At 62.6% G+C, this 16,235-nt stretch carries 13 protein-coding genes; 3 read left to right on the top strand and 10 right to left on the bottom strand.

Annotation, left to right across the window (positions count from 1 at the left end; genetic code table 11):
- The 9 genes from ACEW8N_RS19490 to ACEW8N_RS19450 all read right to left on the bottom strand — a co-directional run.
- Positions 1-159: XdhC family protein (locus ACEW8N_RS19490; RefSeq protein WP_373501535.1), on the bottom strand; the 159-nt coding region annotated here is incomplete at its 3' end.
- A gap of 111 nt (positions 160-270) precedes the next feature.
- Complete coding sequence (locus ACEW8N_RS19485) at positions 271-1,608, bottom strand: DVU_1553 family AMP-dependent CoA ligase (RefSeq protein ID WP_373501533.1); 1,338 nt, start codon at positions 1,606-1,608, stop codon at positions 271-273.
- Positions 1,602-2,981, bottom strand: a complete 1,380-nt coding sequence (trsS, locus tag ACEW8N_RS19480) for a radical SAM (seleno)protein TrsS (protein WP_373501534.1) — start codon at positions 2,979-2,981, stop codon at positions 1,602-1,604. The genes ACEW8N_RS19485 and trsS overlap by 7 nt, the downstream gene beginning before the upstream one ends.
- Positions 2,974-3,426 carry a DVU_1555 family C-GCAxxG-C-C protein gene (locus tag ACEW8N_RS19475; RefSeq protein ID WP_373501532.1) on the bottom strand — a complete coding sequence of 151 codons (453 nt, stop codon included), beginning with the start codon at positions 3,424-3,426 and terminating at the stop codon, positions 2,974-2,976. Before ACEW8N_RS19475 ends, trsS begins: the two co-directional genes overlap by 8 nt.
- Positions 3,427-3,429: 3 nt before the next feature.
- Positions 3,430-4,128 carry a DVU_1556 family methyltransferase gene (trsM, locus tag ACEW8N_RS19470; protein ID WP_373501531.1) on the bottom strand — a complete coding sequence of 233 codons (699 nt, stop codon included), beginning with the start codon at positions 4,126-4,128 and terminating at the stop codon, positions 3,430-3,432.
- 5 nt (positions 4,129-4,133) lie between these two features.
- Positions 4,134-4,346, bottom strand: a complete 213-nt coding sequence (locus ACEW8N_RS19465; protein WP_373501530.1) for a DVU_1557 family redox protein — start codon at positions 4,344-4,346, stop codon at positions 4,134-4,136.
- A complete protein-coding gene (locus tag ACEW8N_RS19460; RefSeq protein WP_373501529.1) occupies positions 4,343-6,691 on the bottom strand; it encodes a pyridine nucleotide-disulfide oxidoreductase/dicluster-binding protein in 2,349 nt (782 codons plus the stop codon). Before ACEW8N_RS19460 ends, ACEW8N_RS19465 begins: the two co-directional genes overlap by 4 nt.
- A 125-nt stretch (positions 6,692-6,816) precedes the next feature.
- Positions 6,817-9,537 carry a molybdopterin-dependent aldehyde oxidoreductase gene (locus ACEW8N_RS19455; RefSeq protein ID WP_373501528.1) on the bottom strand — a complete coding sequence of 907 codons (2,721 nt, stop codon included), beginning with the start codon at positions 9,535-9,537 and terminating at the stop codon, positions 6,817-6,819.
- 45 nt (positions 9,538-9,582) lie between these two features.
- Positions 9,583-10,608, bottom strand: a complete 1,026-nt coding sequence (locus tag ACEW8N_RS19450) for a molybdopterin-binding protein (protein WP_373501527.1) — start codon at positions 10,606-10,608, stop codon at positions 9,583-9,585.
- A 369-nt stretch (positions 10,609-10,977) separates the two neighbouring features.
- On the opposite strand from ACEW8N_RS19450, the gene ACEW8N_RS19445 reads away from it, so the two are divergent.
- Positions 10,978-11,763, top strand: coding sequence for a hypothetical protein (locus ACEW8N_RS19445; protein WP_373501526.1), 786 nt, complete (start codon positions 10,978-10,980; stop codon positions 11,761-11,763).
- Between the two features lie 245 nt (positions 11,764-12,008).
- On the opposite strand, the gene fdhF is transcribed toward ACEW8N_RS19445, so the two are convergent.
- Complete coding sequence (gene fdhF, locus ACEW8N_RS19440; RefSeq protein ID WP_373501525.1) at positions 12,009-14,780, bottom strand: formate dehydrogenase subunit alpha; 2,772 nt, start codon at positions 14,778-14,780, stop codon at positions 12,009-12,011.
- Positions 14,781-15,134: 354 nt separating this feature from the next.
- Between fdhF and ACEW8N_RS19435 the strand changes: the two genes are divergently transcribed.
- The gene (locus tag ACEW8N_RS19435) at positions 15,135-15,458 is read left to right on the top strand and encodes a winged helix-turn-helix domain-containing protein (protein ID WP_373501524.1); all 324 of its coding nucleotides are present in this window, start codon (positions 15,135-15,137) and stop codon (positions 15,456-15,458) included.
- Positions 15,459-15,472: 14 nt separating this feature from the next.
- Positions 15,473-16,225, top strand: a complete 753-nt coding sequence (locus tag ACEW8N_RS19430; protein ID WP_373501523.1) for a hypothetical protein — start codon at positions 15,473-15,475, stop codon at positions 16,223-16,225.
- Positions 16,226-16,235 lie beyond the last annotated feature (10 nt).

Raw genomic sequence — 16,235 nt, 5'->3', positions numbered from 1 at the left:
CTCCACGGGGCCGCCGCCGATGGTGCCGACGATGCCGCCGTCCGCCCGGATGATCATCCGGGCCCCGGCGGTGCGGGGCGTCGAGCCCGCCCGGCTGATAATCGTGGCCAGCACAAAAGGTTCGCCCGCATCCAGCAGGCGGTGAATATCCTGTATCATACGCGTGTCGTCTCCTCATCCAAAGGGTTCAGGCTGAAGACCGAAGGATGTAGGATTTTCATCTGTTTCAGCCTGAAAACCTTCTATCTTCTATCTTCTGCCTAAAAGCCTTCAGCCTTCAGCCTCAGGCTGCATTTTCCTGCTGTCCGTCAAAACGCGTTTTCCAGCGCCCGTGGACACGGGGAGGCCCAGCACGTCGGCGCACGTGACGGCAATTTGCAGGCACCCCGCCCCCACGGTCGCGTCCACCGCGGCGATCCGGCCCACCGCCGTTCTCACGGCATCTTCCGCCCCTTTGGGGGCACGGGAAGTCACCCGGCAGGCGAGCTCCAGTATGGCCATGCCGGCGTCGCCGGTCAATACCGCCTGGAAATTCACCACCCACGGAATCGGAAAAACCGCCTCGTCCAGGTCCGCCAGGGTGAGCCCCTGGGTCGGGCCGAGGGCGATGCGCCCGTCCACCCGGCTGCGGACGCGTGCAAGCCGCCGGAGGATGCTCCCGCACGGGCAGGGTTCGGTCAGGAAGCGGCCGAGGTCGCCGGTGCGGTAACGGATCAGAGGCATGCCCCGCCGGATCAGGGTCGTAAAGACGATCTCCCCGGTGGCTCCCTCCGACAGAACGGCCCCGGTTTCCGTATCCACGATCTCGATGTACAGGTCCGCCTCCCGCAGATGATACCCCTCCCGGGCCGCGCACTCGACCCCGCCGCCCAACCCCATCTCGGTCATACCATAATGATTGAAAACCCGGCAAGGCCAGGCCGATTCAACCGCCTGTTTTATGGCCCGCGGCACGTGATCCGTCGTCAGCAGAACCTTCCGCACCCGAGTGCCCGCGCCGCAAATGCCGGCCTCTGCCCGCACCAGAGAGAGGACCTGGACGGGGATCCCCACCAGGGCGTCGATCCCCTGGGCGCCGATGACCGAAAGGGTCTCCACGGGATCACGGACCGGGCCGTGGGGGACCCCGTCGCAGCCGATCCGGGCGAGGCCTCGTTTCAGGAGATCGCCGACGCTGTCCGGCCGGTCGCCCGGCAGGAGGATCAGAACCCGGTCCCCCGGAGAGACGATGCCCGCCATCCCCACGGAAAAAAAATCGAGGGTATGCCCGAGATCCTCCCGCGTAAAATATATCCGCTTGGGCGGGGCGGTGGTGCCCGAGCTGAAGAGGGTGACCACTCGCTCGATGTCGTCCAGGGAGCCGCAGAAGAACCGGTCGCCGTGCCGGATCAGATCGGCCGCCGTCGTGAAGGGAACCTTGGTCCATGGGAGGATTCCCGCCGTTTCCAATGTCATCGTCCCGGCCAGGTGCTCCCGGTAGAACGGGCTGCGGCGTCCGGCCCAGTCGACCGTGGCCCGGAGCCGATTTCCTTGGTATCGGGCCAGGGCGACGGGGGTCGGCGGCGCGCCGGTTCGGGCTTCGATCCAGGGTTCGAGGGGCGTTACCACGGGGTCGCCTCATCGGTTTTTCGGTGGAGGGGCCGCCCCTTGCAGTCCGTCAAATTATAGGCGCAGAAGGGGATCAGGCGGCCGTCCGGGGAGACGGTGTGGATGCAGCACCCCCGGAGGCGCTCCAGGTCCACGGTCCAGGCGTCCTGGAAGGCCATGCATGAGATGGAAAAGCTGTGGGTGGACGCCCGGCCGATAAACCGGTCGAGGTCGTCGCCGCCGCAGGCGCATGGACCGGCGTCCGGGGCCGGCGGCGCCCATCTGGCTGCCGTCGCGGCGATGGCCTTCCGGGCGCCTTCGGCCGCATCTATGGGTTCGGCGCAGCAGTCATCCTGACGTCGGGTCAGGGGCTGAACCCGGCCCCGCTCCAGGACGATGAAATTTCCGCTGAACGAACAGAGGGCGTGCTCGCACCCGGGCGGATGGAAATCCTCGGCGCGGAACCGGCCGCCCCCCTGGGCGATTACGGCGACGATCACCTCCGGCAGCGTGATCCGCAGGGCGTCGTCGGGGGGATGCGGATACCGTCCGAAATAGGCGACGGGCTGAAAATGGATCCCCCGGACCGCCGGGGACAGGGCGATCCCCAAGTCGATGATGGAGCCGATATGCCCGGTGTTGACCCCGGGCATCAGCGTGGCCGTCAGGACCACCCCGATGCCGGCTTCGGCACAGCGCTCCACGGCCCGGCGTTTCTCGTCCAGCAGAGACCGCCCCCGCAAGGTGCGATAGACGCTGTCGTCGGTCCCGTCGAACTGGAGAAAGACCGAGGCGAGCCCCGCCTCCCGCAGCCGTCGGGCATAGCTCGGCTCCCGCGCCAGCCGGATGCCGTTGGTGTTGAGCTGGATGAAGGGGAACCCCGTCCGGCGACCCATGGCCACCAGGTCGGGAAGGTCGTCCCGGACTGTGGGCTCCCCGCCCGAGAGCTGGATGTTGCACGGCCCGCTCTGGTCCATGACCCGTTCGTACCAGAAGTGAACCGTCCGGGCGTCTGGGTCTGCGACCCCTCCTGCCGCGGATGCATTGGACGAGGCAAAGCAGATCGGGCAGGCGAGGTTGCAGCGGCCGGTGACCTCCAGGAGGGCCGTGCAGGTGTGCTGGCCGTGGCGGATGCAGAGGCCGCAGTCAAAGGGGCACCCCCTTTCCGTGGACGGCCGCCCGGCCCGGGGCGGGGACGGATGCTTGGGCCGGACCCATCCCGCCATATCGGGGGGCCCTCGCCAGATGACGGTTCGGAACCGCCCGTGCTCCCCGCAGGTCTTTTCCAGAAAGACGGCCGGCCCGATGGAAACGCGCAGCGCCGGCACGCGCCTCAGGCAGACCGGACAGAGGCTCTCGGTCGGGATCCTCTCCGCGCGGCTGGAATCAGTCATCGCTGCCGGAAAGGTCAAACCCGTTCTCCTCCAGGATCTCCCACACCTTTTGGCAGGTATCGACGAGGACCTGGCCACACCGCGACGGATCGGCCGCGCGGCAGTCGACTTCGCCCAAAATGTCGCCGCAGGCCGTCCCGCCAAAGGCGCTCCCGGCCGTCTCGGCGAACCATTCGTTCAGGGTGTCTATCATCAGGGGCAGCCGCTCGCTTTCGGTTTCATCCACGGCCCCCTTTGCGGCGTAAAGGGCAATGACGCAGGCGGCGCCCGTCAGGACCCCGCACGGCCCCCGACATGTCCCCCCGCCACGGCAGAGGCCCGCCATGGCGCGGACGAGATCGGGGTTTTCGGCGGAGCGCTCCTTCAGTGCCAGAATCATGAGGATCTGGCTGCAGCAGTACCCCCGGCTCCCCAGGGTCACCATCTCGAACATAAGATCGTCCATAAGTCACCTTTCCGGTCCGGCTTTCCGGCAGATCATCAGGCCGTACCCCGGCCGGCCGCAGCAGTCGCCCGGGGGTCCGTTCAGGCCGACATGGGTCCAGAACCGGTCCAGGGACCCGTGAGCAAAGACGATCCGGGCCGCCAGCTCCTTGAGGAGCCGGGTATGGTCCTCCCACCGCATGAGGGCGAACCCTTTATCCCGGACGCATCGTTCCATATCCGGGCGGGAACGGGCCCCCGCCGCGCAGGATGCCCCGTGCTCCCCCGGCATCCCTGCTTCCGCCGGAAATCTCTGGTACAGGTCCGCAAGAATCAGGAACCCCTCGGGCGCCAGGACCCGCCGGCATTCCCGGAGCGCTTCGGCGGGCGAAGGGACGAGAGAAAGAACGCACTCGCAGAAGACGGCCGCCATGGACCCGCTCACGACGGGCAGGGCCTCGGCCCGGCCCTGCACAACGAGCCCGCCCGGGGGCGCTTTCCGGAGCATGGACAACGAGGCGTCGAAGCCGACCGCGGCCAGCCCGAACCGTTCCCTGAGCCGTCTGACCGTCGCCCCGTTCCCACACCCGATATCGGCCACCCTGGCCCCGGGCGGGAGGGCGCAAAGGCCGACGGACCGGTCTGTCAGCATGAATCCGCCGGGCCTCAGGGTTTCGCCGGTCACGGCCGCCACGGCGGGGTCTTCATAGAGCGGACGTCCCACGCGGTTTACTTGTCCTCCAGAATCCGCTCCACCTCGGCCATTTTCCCCATGGCCAGCTCCTCGGGCACGAAGACGAGCCCGCAGGGGGGGCATTGAAGAAGCTCTACGGTAAAGCGGCTCCCCATATAGGTCAAACTGGTTTTACCCGGGGTGAGTGCCTTGCCGCAGGCGGCGCAGACCCAGCCCGTCGACCGGGCGGTATCGGACATCGATGTCATGGGCGGGCATCTCCTTTCTCCGCGGCATCCGTCTCCCTGGCATCGGACGCCGCCCCTTCGATCTCCATGCGGTGGCAATAGGCGTTGTGGAGGGTATAACCGCCGTCTTCCGACGGCGTATATTCCACCCAGAAAGTCACCTTTCGGGGCCGGTGACAGGCCAGGAAGCGTCCGGTAGCCGGATCTCTGAAGCGTCCGGCCCTGGATGTGTTCGCGGCGTGGATCACCCGTCTCAGGTCTTCATCCAGGATCCTTCGCCCTTCCAGCCGCTCCCGCAGTTCAGGCGACACCGCGAGGGGGATCGTTTCGAAATCGGGCTGGGGATCCGTCGCCTCTTCCCACAGGGTTTTGAGCAGCCGCTCCTTCAGGCGGGTCCGGTTTTCATGTCGAAGGGTGTAGCCGGGGTCCCTGCGGGACGCGGGGTCCGGATCCGGCGGCCAGATCAGGTCCAGGAGATGCACCGCCCGTTTGCCGGCGGCGGCAAGATGGTCCCGGCACATGACGCAATAGGCCAGGTAGTCCCGGGGGCTCTGGCCGGCCCGCCGCCGGATCACCTCCCGGGCCACCGCCGGATTCGCGTTGGACATGAGCCCCCCGTAGCCGCAGCACTCGGTGAGGCTTCCGGCGAGGTGCAGCTCGTCCACGGCAACCCCCATCCGCCCGAGCAGTTCCCGGACGGCCGCCTGGACATGACCATCTCGCCGCGCGGTACAGGGATCGGCGACGGCGACGGGGTCCGTCGGCTTGAGGAAAGCGTCGTCCGGGAGCCCCCGGTCGACCATCACCTCCCACAGCGACACCGCAGCGATGTCGGGCAGGTGACGACGGAACACATCGAGGCAGCTTGTACAGGCCAAAACGGCCGCGGGGCGGCCCAGGCCCTCCCAAAGGGTTCGGATCGTACCCAGGTTTGATTCAAAAAGGTCTTGGCGGCCGGCCCAGTCGGCCGGTGCGCCGCAGCAGCGGAGCATTAGACCGACATCGCCCCCGAGACGGCCCCGCAGGTAATCATAGACCCGCTCCACGTGCGACGGGGAAGAAGCGCCGAGCTGGCATCCCGGGAAGAAGAGATGGGTGCCGGCCGTCCTGCCGGGGGCATGCCGCGCCAGGCTGCAGGCGGGGCTGTTGGAAAAGGCCATGTCGTCGAGGGCGAACTCGTGGGCCGAGGGCGGCATCCTGTCCGCCGAAATCATCTCGCTCCGGGCGCCGCGGCAGAGGTCCGCCATGGAGAAATCCTCGGGGCAGACAGTTTCGCAGAGCCGGCAGTAGCTGCAGGTGTTGACGAGGATGTTGGCCTTGCGTTCGCCCTTGACGATGGCGGCGTTGTTGTAGATCTGGCGGGCGTACTGCCTCGGGTAGGACCGGAAATGTTCCAGATAGGGGCAGATCTTGACGCATTCGAGGCATTCGCACTGAAGACAGCGCCGGGCCTCCGCCACCGCTTCGTCATCGGTGTATCCCGCTTCCGGGTCGGCGGGCGCGACCTGCGATGACGGCGCGATCCCGTAGATAGAGGTATAAAGCCGCGTCTCGTAAGGGCCTTCCTTTTCCCGGCCTGCCGTGGGCGAGACATTCTGGAGGAAACGGTCGATGGAAGTGGCGGCAAACCTTCCTTCGGCAGCGTTCCAGATCGGGGAGGAGCGGCCGTCCTCCCGGGGAAACCCGCCGGCGTAAACACCCTCCTGCGGTGTTGCCATGGAAGGCGGCACGGCCGCAAATTCCAGGCCCGGATCCGGGACACCGCCGCCGTCCATGCCGATGTATACCGCATCGGAATCCTGACGAAGTCCGGCAAATGTTTCGGGGTCCAGGGGCGTTTTCAGAAGAACCCCCACATGGAGACCCTTCAACACGTCGGTCTCCTCCGCGATCACCTCCGCCGGGAGCAGGGCCGGATCCATATCGAGAAGATTTCCGCCCAAACGGTCCCGGGACGTGGCGATCCGGACATCATACCCCTTTCGCGCCAGGTCCCAGGCGACGGTCAGGCTGCTGAGGCCGCCGCCGGTCACCATGACCCGCTTGCCACGCCCGGGCAGCGGCTTCACCTTGAGCCTTGAGGCCGCGCGGGTCACGACCGCGCGCTCCAGGGCGCCGATGGATATGGCGCCTCCCGCCTCCCGCCGCTTGCACCTGTCCTCGCAGGGGTGGTCGCAGATGCGGCCCAGAATGCCTGCAAGGGGCTGGGTTTTATCCAGGATTTTCCGGGCATCCGCCCATTGATTCCGACCGGCGAAGCGGATGAATCCCCGGACGTCGACGTGGAGGGGGCATTCGGCCTGGCACCAGGGCGCCTCCTCCTGGATGCACTGATGCTCCCATTCTCGCAATCGCTGCTGATCCATAACATCCTTCCTGGAAACCCTCTCCGTGAACCGCCCCCCTGCCCCGCCGATGCATGACGCTCCATGCGGGGAAGGATCTAAAGGGGATGCCCCCGCCGGGACCTTTCTGGCGGGGGCACGACGCGCTATTTGGCCTTGAGGCCGGCCAACACCTTATCGGGCAGGGCCGGCAGATGCTTGATCCGGACTCCGCAGGCGTTGTAGATGCCGTTGATCACCGCCGCGTGGGGGCTGGTGAGGGGCAGCTCGCCCACCCCGGCAGCCCCGAAAGGCCCGTGGGCCCTGGGGGTTTCCACATAGTGGAGCTCCAGGTCGTCGGGAATCTGGTGGATATAGGGAAATCCGGCGCCCATCATGGTGGAGTGCTTCTTGATATCCTCGAAGTCCTCCGTCAGGGCGAGGCCGATGCCCTGTGCAATTCCGCCGTAGCTCTGGCCGTCGACCACGAGGCGGTTATTGATCTTTCCGATATCGGCCACGTGGGTCATCCTGGTGACCGCCACCTTTCCCGTTGCCGTTTCGACCGCCACCTCGGCCATGAAGACCCCGTACATGTAAACGGCAAACGGACGGCCCTGGCCGTTTTCGTCACAGGCGGTGGCCGGTGCCGACCAAGTGCCGGTGTACTTGGCCGGAATCTTCTCCGCCACCATCTCCTCGTAGCTCCTGAAGGCGCCGCTGGATTTGCGCATGGCGCCCATGAGCAGCTCGCAGGCGGCCTTGATGGCCTGCCCGGTGACGACCTGTGACCGGCTCCCGCCGGCCGGTCCGCTGTTGGGCGTGACGCTCGTGTCGTTCATGAGCAGGCGGATCCGCTCCGGCGCGATCTTGAGGGGCCGCAGGGCTTCGTGGGCGGTGCCCAGCACGCCCATGTCGGCGCCCTGGCCGTGGTCCTCCCAGCTCGATGCCACGGTGATGGTGTCGTCGGGGTTGAGTTCCACCCAGACCTCTGAGGTGTCCGGGCCGTCCAGGCCGCAGCCGTAAACCCCCAGAGAGATGCCGACGCCCCGCTTCAGGTCCGCGGTGGAGGCCTTTTTCGCCGCTTCCAGGGCAGCCTTGTATTTCGGCCGCAACAGGTCCAGCATCTCCGGGAAGCTGTAGGCATCCGGCTCCTGGCCCGTCGGCGTGGTGGCCCCCTTCCGGTAGACGTTCTTGTAGCGGATCTCCAAGGGGTCCATTCCCAGCTTCTCCGCCAGTTCGTCCATGAGCACCTCGGAAGAAAACTCACTCTGGGGCGATCCATAGGCACGGAAGGCGGATCCCCAGGCGTGGTTCGTGCATACGGTGCGTCCCTCGCCCCGGATGTTGGGGATATCGTACCCCGCGCCGATGAACTGGGCGCCCCGGACGGTCAGGAGATCGCCGAATTCCGAGTAGGGGCCGTGGTCCACGGACCAGTCGCTCTCCATAGCGAGGAGCTTGCCGGTTTTATCGGCGGCGTAGCGGACGTTGACGAAAAACGGGGAGCGCTTGCCGGTGTAGGTCTGCTGCTGAAACCAGCTATAGCACAGGAAGACGGGCCGGCCCGTCGCCATGCAGGCAACCCCCACCAGGGCTTCCATGGTGGGGCTGAACTTGTAGCCGAAGGTGCCGCCCGCGTAATTCTGCACCAGCACCAGTTTCTCCGGCGCAACGCCCAGGCCCGGGGCGATCATGGCGTGATGCAGGTGGATGCCGATGGATTTGGAGTGAATCACCAGCCGGTCCTGGTCATCCATATAGGCAAATCCCACATCCGGTTCGATGGGCATGTGGGGCTGGCGTCCCACATAGTAGTCACCCTCCGCCACCACGTCCGCCGCGTCGAAGATGGGGGCCGTCTCCTCACCCTTTGCGATCTTCTGAACATAATAGACATTGGGCGTGCCCGGATGGATCTCCATGGCGTCCCCGGCCATGGCCGCCGGCGCGCTCATATACTCGGGCAGGTTCTCCAGGGTGACCTGGACCTTTTCCACCGCGGCCCTGGCGTGTGCCTGGGTGTCGGCGCAGACGATGGCGACGGCGTCCCCGAACTGAAAGACCTTTTCATCGCAGAGAATCGGCCGGTCCCAGCCGTCCCCCTTGTTGGTGGGGAAGGTGATCAAGCCCGTGATCCGGTTTTTGCCCTTGACGTCCTTGTGGGTGACGACCTTGACGACGCCGGGCATCTTCTCGGCTTCCGACGTGTCGATGGAGAGGATCTTCGCGTGGGAGACCCTGGCCTGGACCAGGGCAAGCTGAAGGGTGTCCTTGGGCAGCTTCAAGCCCAGGTCGGCCCCGTACTCGCAGGTGCCGGTCACCTTGGCCAGGGCGCTCGGGCGCGGGAATTTGCTCCCCCAGATGCGCCCGTCCTCCGGCAGTTTGAAGGCCAGGTCCTTCAGGGTCATTTCGCCCCGCAGCACCTTTGCGCCATCCATGACGGCATCCACCAGAGGTTTGTATCCGGTGCAGCGGCAGGCGTTCCGGTTTTTTTGGAACCAGTCCCGCACATCCTCCCGCGTGGGGGAGGCGTTTTGATCCAGGAGCGCCTTTGCCGAAACGATGAATCCCGGCGAGCAGAATCCGCACTGGGCCCCGCCATAGACCATCCAGGCCATCTGGAGCGCGTGGGGCGCGTCGAGGGCGCCGACCCCCTCGATGGTGGTGATGACGGCGTCATTCGGCACCCGCTTCATCTTGGTGATGCATGAGCGCACCAGCTTTCCGTTCAGGATGACGTTGCATGCGCCGCACTGCCCCTGACCGCATCCGATCTTGGTGCCGGTCAGCAGGAACTGCTCCCGGATGACCTCCGCCAGGCTTGCTTCGGGATCCGCGATCATGGTTTTCGGTACGCCGTTGAGGTTGACCGTGCATTTAATCATTTACAGCTCTCCTTTCATCTATGGATATGAATTATTCAGATGCGGTTACCGGCTTTTGCCGAAACCGCAAACCGGGTATCGGCACTCCTTGCAGCCGGCGCAGAATCCGCCGTGTCCCAGGACCGTGATGTCTTTTTTCGTCAGGTGCTCGCCGGCAACGAGACGGGGCACCACCAGATCAAAAATGCTCGCCCTGAAGTACATGACGCACCCCGGCAATCCCACCACGGGCACTTCGCCGATGTACGCCAGCATGAACATGGCTCCGGGAAAGGTCGGGGCGCCGTAGGTCTCCACCCTTCCGCCGGCGGCCCGGATGCCGGCGGGGGTCTGGTCGTCGGGATCCACCGACATGCCGCCGGTCACGGCCACGAGATCGGCGCCGGCCGAAAGGATCTCATGGATGGCCGCGACGGTCATCTCGACGTCGTCCGACACAAAAATCTGCCGGAGGATTCCGCACCCAAGCTCCGCGAATTTCGTGTGAAGCACCGGGCCGAATTTGTCTTCGATCCGCCCGTGATAAATTTCACTCCCGGTGGTGACGATGCCCACCTTGAGCGGCCGGAAGGGCTTCACCGATATCAGGGGATCGTGCGCTCTGCAGACGGCATCCACTCCTCGAAGGGTCTTTTCGGGCGTCACGAGCGGAATGATCCGGGTGCCGGCGACAGCCCGGCCCTTTTCGACCGTCTGATTCCCGTGGAGGGTGGCCATGACGACATCCTCCATCTCATTGATCTGATTGAGTCCCGATACATTGACCGTAAGCAGCCCGGAGCGGTCCGCGATCAGATCGACCCTGCCCTCGGAAGGCGCGGTCAGGATAATGCCGGGTCCGGCGGCCGCCCCGGCGATGTGAAGCGCGGCATCGTCCTCGTGGACAAACCCCTGCGCCAGGTCGAACACATAAATCTTCTCCTTGCCGATCTTCAACAACTCCGGGATGTCCTCCTCCCGGACAATATGCCCTTTTCGAAATGCCCTGCCTTTGGATTCTCCGGGCACGATACGCGTCATGTCATGACACAGGACCATGCCCAGGGCATTCTGGACCGCCACCATTTTCATCCTGACTTCCCTCTTTTTGCTGTATTTGCCATTCCTGCCGCGCCAATCAAGGCGATAGGCTTTTTTTGTTCTTATAAGTTATTATTGATAGAATATCTGCCTTTAAGTGCAAAATACAGACCAAAAAATACTATAAAATACATTGTCGCCACCGATCTGCTTGATATCCATCTATTTTTTGCTTTTAAAACAACATGAAGACCACGAGAAGCAGCCTTCAATTTCCCTTTCGGAGTGGGGTATATTGTATCATGATGCCCCACACGCAATGGCCATAGATGTCTTTTTAACACATTTGTGGATGTTTTTTAGTATTATATAGCTTTTTATGGATTATTTAAATAATATAGATACTAATAATAACTTTAAATGCATATGGACGAAAAAGACATGTCGCACCCGCACGCCAACATCACCCGATCCGAAACATCAAAAGAGATTTATCCAGCGCCATGCCGGAATGAAACCCGTCGACATCCATTGATCCATCTCAATTCAAAAATCCAGAGGGATGCTGTTTCAACCCCGCTGAACGAAAGCTATCTTGAGGCACTATTGAATGAGCTTCAGAGCATGCCCAGGACCCCCCTGGCGATCTACGGATTGACCTTGACCCGGATTAACGAACTGGCGCTGATCTGCGCGGGAAACTACGCCGACAGTTGTGAATATGCCGCCGCGGGGGATCTCATGGTCAACCCGGCCCAGGTGATGGTGCATCTTCGCGGAAAACCCCATCCCGTTTTAAAGGTCCGCCACGAAAAATTGACCACGCAGTTCAAAGATGCCGGCAAAGATGAACCCTCGCTCATTCAGTGGTTTATAAAAAATACCATCGTCGAGATTCGAAAAAAGCCCATATTGACGCAATTGTATAAGATGTTAACTGATTCTGATATTATTTCTGGGCATTATATCGAATTCACCGACAGGCGAATGAAGCAGATCGCCGATACTATGGGATTTCTCTCTGCATGGAAGGTGGCATCTGTTGAAGAATTTCATCAAAAACTGAAAACAGCGGGTCCGTCGGAAACGGCTTTCATCCAAAAGGCGCTCTGCAGATTCGACAGAGGTCTGTTCGACGAAATGGAAAAGGATATTTTCGGATTCCTGCGGGAGGATCACTACCGAAGCCGCTTTATTGACATGTAAACAAGATGTTATCGACAGACCGTTTCCCAAGAATCAAACGCGAGCAAGAAACCGATGATGCCTGCCCCTTCATAACTTCCTAAAATTTCGATGTAACCTTCGCACTGTCCCGTCCGGGTGCCGGTGTGGCAATGGGCAAACCGCCGGTGCAACTCAAGGGATGCACCGGCGGATGTAACGCATCGGCCGACCCAAAAGACAGGCAGTCCGGTAAACTGATTTTCTGCCGCGCCCCTCGGGACAGCTCAGATCCGGTCGATCCGGACGGCGCAGGCCTTGTACTCGGCCGTCATGGTGAAAGGGTCGAAGGCCGGGTTGGTGAGCCAGTTGGCGCAGGCCTCCCGGAAGTGAAAGGCCATCCAGACCATGCCCGCAGGCACCTCCCGGGTCACCTTGGCCCGGACCTTCACCTCGCCGCGCCGGGAGCTGACCTTGATCATCTCCCCGTTGTCGATCCCCAGGGTCCGGGCATCCGCAAAGGAGATGTCTGCGGTCTCCTCGCCCAGAATGTCGTTGAGGCCCTCGCACCGCCCCGTCTGGGTGCGGGTGTGGTAGTGGGCGAGCCGCCGTCCCGTGCTGAGCACCAAGGGATAGGTCTCATCCGGCACCTCGGCGGGCGGGGTCCAGTCCGCCGGGGTAAAGATGCCCAGGCCGCAGGTGAACTGGCCGTCCCGGTGAAGGAAGCAGGTCCCGGGATGGGTTTCGTCCGGACAGGGCCATTGGAGGCCGTCCCCCTCCAGGCGGGCGTACTTGATGCCGCAGAGCTGGGGCGCCAGGACCGACACCTCGTTGTCCCAGATCTCCCGGGCGCTGTTCGATTCCCAGTGGTGACCCATGCGCCTGGCGATCTCCCGGAAAATCCACCAGTTGGGCATGGCCTGACCCGGTGCCCGGCTGGCCGTCCGCACCCGGCTGACCCGGCGTTCGCTGTTGGTGAAGGTCCCGTCATTCTCGCTCCACGCCGCGGCGGGCAGGATCACATGGGCGAATCGGGTGGTCTCGTTGGGAAAGATGTCCTGGCACACCAGGAACTCGGCCGAAGCCAGTTCGTGCTCGACCTTCCGGATGTCGGGCTCGGTGTTGGCCAGGTTTTCTCCGAAGATGTAGAATCCCCGGATCTTGCCGTCGACGAGCCCCTCCATCATCTGGGGGATCATAAGCCCGTTCTGGTCCGGCAGACTCTGGACACCCCAGGCTGCGGCGCACCTTTCCCGGGCGTCGGCGTCGATCACCTTCTGGTATCCCGGAAACACGTTGGGCAGCGCCCCCATGTCGCAGGCGCCCTGGACGTTGTTCTGGCCCCGCAGGGGGTTCACGCCGCCGCACTCCATGCCCATGTTGCCCAGAAGCATCTGGAGGTTCGCCATGGTGACGACATTGTTCCTGCCGCAGGTGTGCTCGGTGATCCCCAGGGTGTAGCAGAGCATGAGCGGTTTGACCGAGGCCAGGCGGCGGGCGGTGTCCCGAATCATCGCAGCCGGGACGCCGCAGATGGGCGCCGCCTTCTCCGGCGGGTAGTTCGCGACCGTCGCTTTGAGCAGGTCGAAATCGATCGTACAGGAGTTTACGAAGGCCTTGTCGTAGAGATCCTCTTCGATCAGCACCTGCATCAGGCTGTTGGTAAATGCAATGTCGCTCCCCACCCGGATCGGCACGTGCAGCTCTGCGAAATCCGCCAGCTTGTGCCGCCTTGGATCCACCAGGATGAGCTTCGCCCCCTTCATGACGGCATTCTTCAGGAATGTCGCCGCAACGGGATGGGCCTCGGTCATGTTGGATCCGACAACCAGGAACATCTTGGCCCGTGAAAATTCATCGAAAGAGTTGGTCATGGCACCCGACCCGAACGTTGCCGCCAGCCCGGCGACAGTAGGTGCGTGTCAGGTACGCGCGCAGTGGTCAATATTATTCGTCTTGAACACTGCGCGAAAGAGTTTCTGCATCTGGTAGGAGTCCTCGTTGATGCTCCGGGCGCAGCTCACGCCGGCCAGGGCACCCGGCCCGCTCTCGGCGATGATCTGCCTGAACTTGCCGGCCACCAGGTCGAGGGCCTCGTCCCATGAGGCCGCCCTGAAGTCCCCTTTGTCGTCCCGGATGAGGGGGGTTTTGAGGCGCTCCTCCGAATAGATGAAATCATAGCCGAACCGGCCCTTGACGCAGAGGCGGCCCATGTTGGGCGCGCCGTCCTCGACCCCCGTCACCTTGACGATTCTGCCGTCCTGGACGTGGAGGAGCTGCTGGCATCCCACCCCGCAGTAGGGGCAGGTGGTGCGGATCTTTTCCGCCTTCCAGGGGCGCCAGACGTACCGGGACTTCTTTTCCACCAGGGCACCGACGGGGCAGGCCTGGACGCACTCGCCGCAGAAGACGCAGTCGGAGTCGATGAGGGCCTTATCGGCGGCGGCGACGATCTTGCTGTCATACCCCCGGTAGCCGTAGCTGATGGCCCGGTTGACCTGGATCTCGTTGCAGGCCTGGACGCAGCGGCCGCAGAGGATGCACCGGGAAAAATCCCTCACGATCAGGGGGTTTTTCAATTCCATGGGGTAATTGCTTGAATTGGGAGTGAAGCGGCTCCCCTGGACCTGGTACTGGAAGGCCAGTTCCTGGAGCTTGCAGTCACCCCAGACGGGGCAGAGCTCCCCGGTGCCGTCCATACCCTGGACCTTGAGCTGAAATCCGGTCCAGTCGTCGTCGGCCACGCCGCCCGGTGCCGCGCAGTTGTGGTTTCCGGAGGCGAGCAGCAGTTCCAGAACCATACGCCGGGCCTTGATGACCCGCGGGGATTCGGTATGGACCTCCATGCCCCGGCCTGCCGGGGTGGCGCATGACGGCACCAGGGTCCTTGCGCCCTTCACCTCCACCACGCAGATGCGGCAGGCGCCGGTGGGCAGGGCGCCTTTCAGGTGGCAGAGCGAGGGGATCCGGACGTCGTGGGCCTCGGCGGCCTCCAGGATCGTCTGGCCCGGGGTGAAGTCCACCTCGTTGCCGTTCAGAATGAATGTGTTTTCCGACATCGTTACCTCTGTGTTTTCATTGGGTTGTAGATGCCCGACCGGCGGTGGAGCCCGCTCTCTATCCACGCGATGCCGGGTGACTTCGGGGATGGGTTGCATCGGGGTCGGAGCAGCCTCTTTACGTCATTATAAGTTATTTTCGAGCCTTTTTAGTTTTGTTTATAAACCATATAGGAATTTGACGACCTATTATCACACCCGAAATCATTATGTCAATATTGGCATAATGATTTCGGGAATCCCCCTTGCCTTCCGGAAGGTGTCCATGATAAATTTACGTGTATTATGGTAGAAAATCAGAAAGGGTTTTACATTCGTTCAAAGGTCTGGATGGAGGACGAAGACGGAAACGTAGTGTTCGGATTAGGCCGTTTGAGGATCCTCGAGGCTGTCCAGCGTCTGGGGTCCATCAATGCCGCGGCCAAGGAACTCAAAATGGGGTATCGGGCGATCTGGGGCAGGATCACGGCTTCGGAAGAGCGCCTGGGAAAGGCCCTGCTCGTCCGGAATGTCGGCGGCTCGTCCGGCGGAGGGTCCCAACTCACCCCCTTTGCGGAGTCTCTCATGGAAAGGTTCCGGACCCTCCACCGCACCGTCGAGATCGAATCGGACGCACTGTTTGAAAACGAGGTCGCAGCGCGGATCGCCCTCACGGAGCCGCCCAAAAAGACAAATTAAAAAGGTAATGAAGCGTGAAAGTATATTTCGGTTTTGATGACACCGATACCCACAATTCACCGTATGGGACCGGCAAACTTGTCAGATGGTTTCAACAAAAGCTCCCTGCTGAATGTGAGTGCATGGGCGTGGTGCGCCAACAGCTTTTGGTGTGCGACGCCATTCCTTACACCTCCCATAACAGCGCGGCATGCCTGATCGCGGAAATGCCCGACCTGTCGCTGTTGGATCAGATGATTGCCGATGCCATATCCCATCTCGGAAGTCACGCCGCGTTGGGGAGTGATCCCGGCCTGTGTGTGGCGACCGAGCATGATCCGACGTTGAATGCCATTCTCGAATTCGGCCGCTCCTGCACCCATACCGTATCTACCCAGAAACAGGCGCTTCAGGCTGCAAAAAATATCCATCTATCCGGGCATGGCGGAACCAATGACGGTATCATCGGGGCGGCCGCGGCGGTGGGATTAACCCTTTCGGGGTGGTCGGGACGTTTCATCGAGTTAGGAAATCTGCGTGACTGGCCGGAGCAAACTACCGTTTGTGAATTGAAGGATAACGGCATTGAAACGATGTCTATCGAACGGGATGCAAAAGTTCCAGCCCCAAATGACATTGTGATCACAAATGGGTGGCTACGTCCGCGCCTTATCGGTCATCGACCCGTTCTGTTTGTCCAGCCGCAAGGGGAGTCAATTTGGGAAAACATTGACAGAAGGCGGAGAAAAAATGATCATTCAACAATGGGAATTAAACACTTGGCGTAGGGGGAAAGAA

The sequence above is a fragment of the Desulfococcus sp. genome (assembly GCF_041737845.1).
GTDB lineage: Bacteria > Desulfobacterota > Desulfobacteria > Desulfobacterales > Desulfococcaceae > Desulfococcus.
The sequence above is the reverse complement of the archived record's forward strand: the minus strand, read 5'-3'. Positions and strand labels throughout refer to the sequence as shown.

Bases quoted from the DNA above. Each gene is read 5' to 3' on its own strand.
- ACEW8N_RS19450 (WP_373501527.1), bottom strand. From the start codon at position 10,608: ATGAAAATGGTGGCGGTCCAGAATGCCCTGGGCATGGTCCTGTGTCAT.
- ACEW8N_RS19445 (WP_373501526.1), top strand. From the start codon at position 10,978: ATGCATATGGACGAAAAAGACATGTCGCACCCGCACGCCAACATCACC.
- ACEW8N_RS19475 (WP_373501532.1), bottom strand. From the start codon at position 3,426: ATGGACGATCTTATGTTCGAGATGGTGACCCTGGGGAGCCGGGGGTAC.
- ACEW8N_RS19455 (WP_373501528.1), bottom strand. From the start codon at position 9,537: ATGATTAAATGCACGGTCAACCTCAACGGCGTACCGAAAACCATGATC.
- ACEW8N_RS19460 (WP_373501529.1), bottom strand. From the start codon at position 6,691: ATGGATCAGCAGCGATTGCGAGAATGGGAGCATCAGTGCATCCAGGAG.
- trsS (WP_373501534.1), bottom strand. From the start codon at position 2,981: ATGACTGATTCCAGCCGCGCGGAGAGGATCCCGACCGAGAGCCTCTGT.
- ACEW8N_RS19465 (WP_373501530.1), bottom strand. From the start codon at position 4,346: ATGACATCGATGTCCGATACCGCCCGGTCGACGGGCTGGGTCTGCGCC.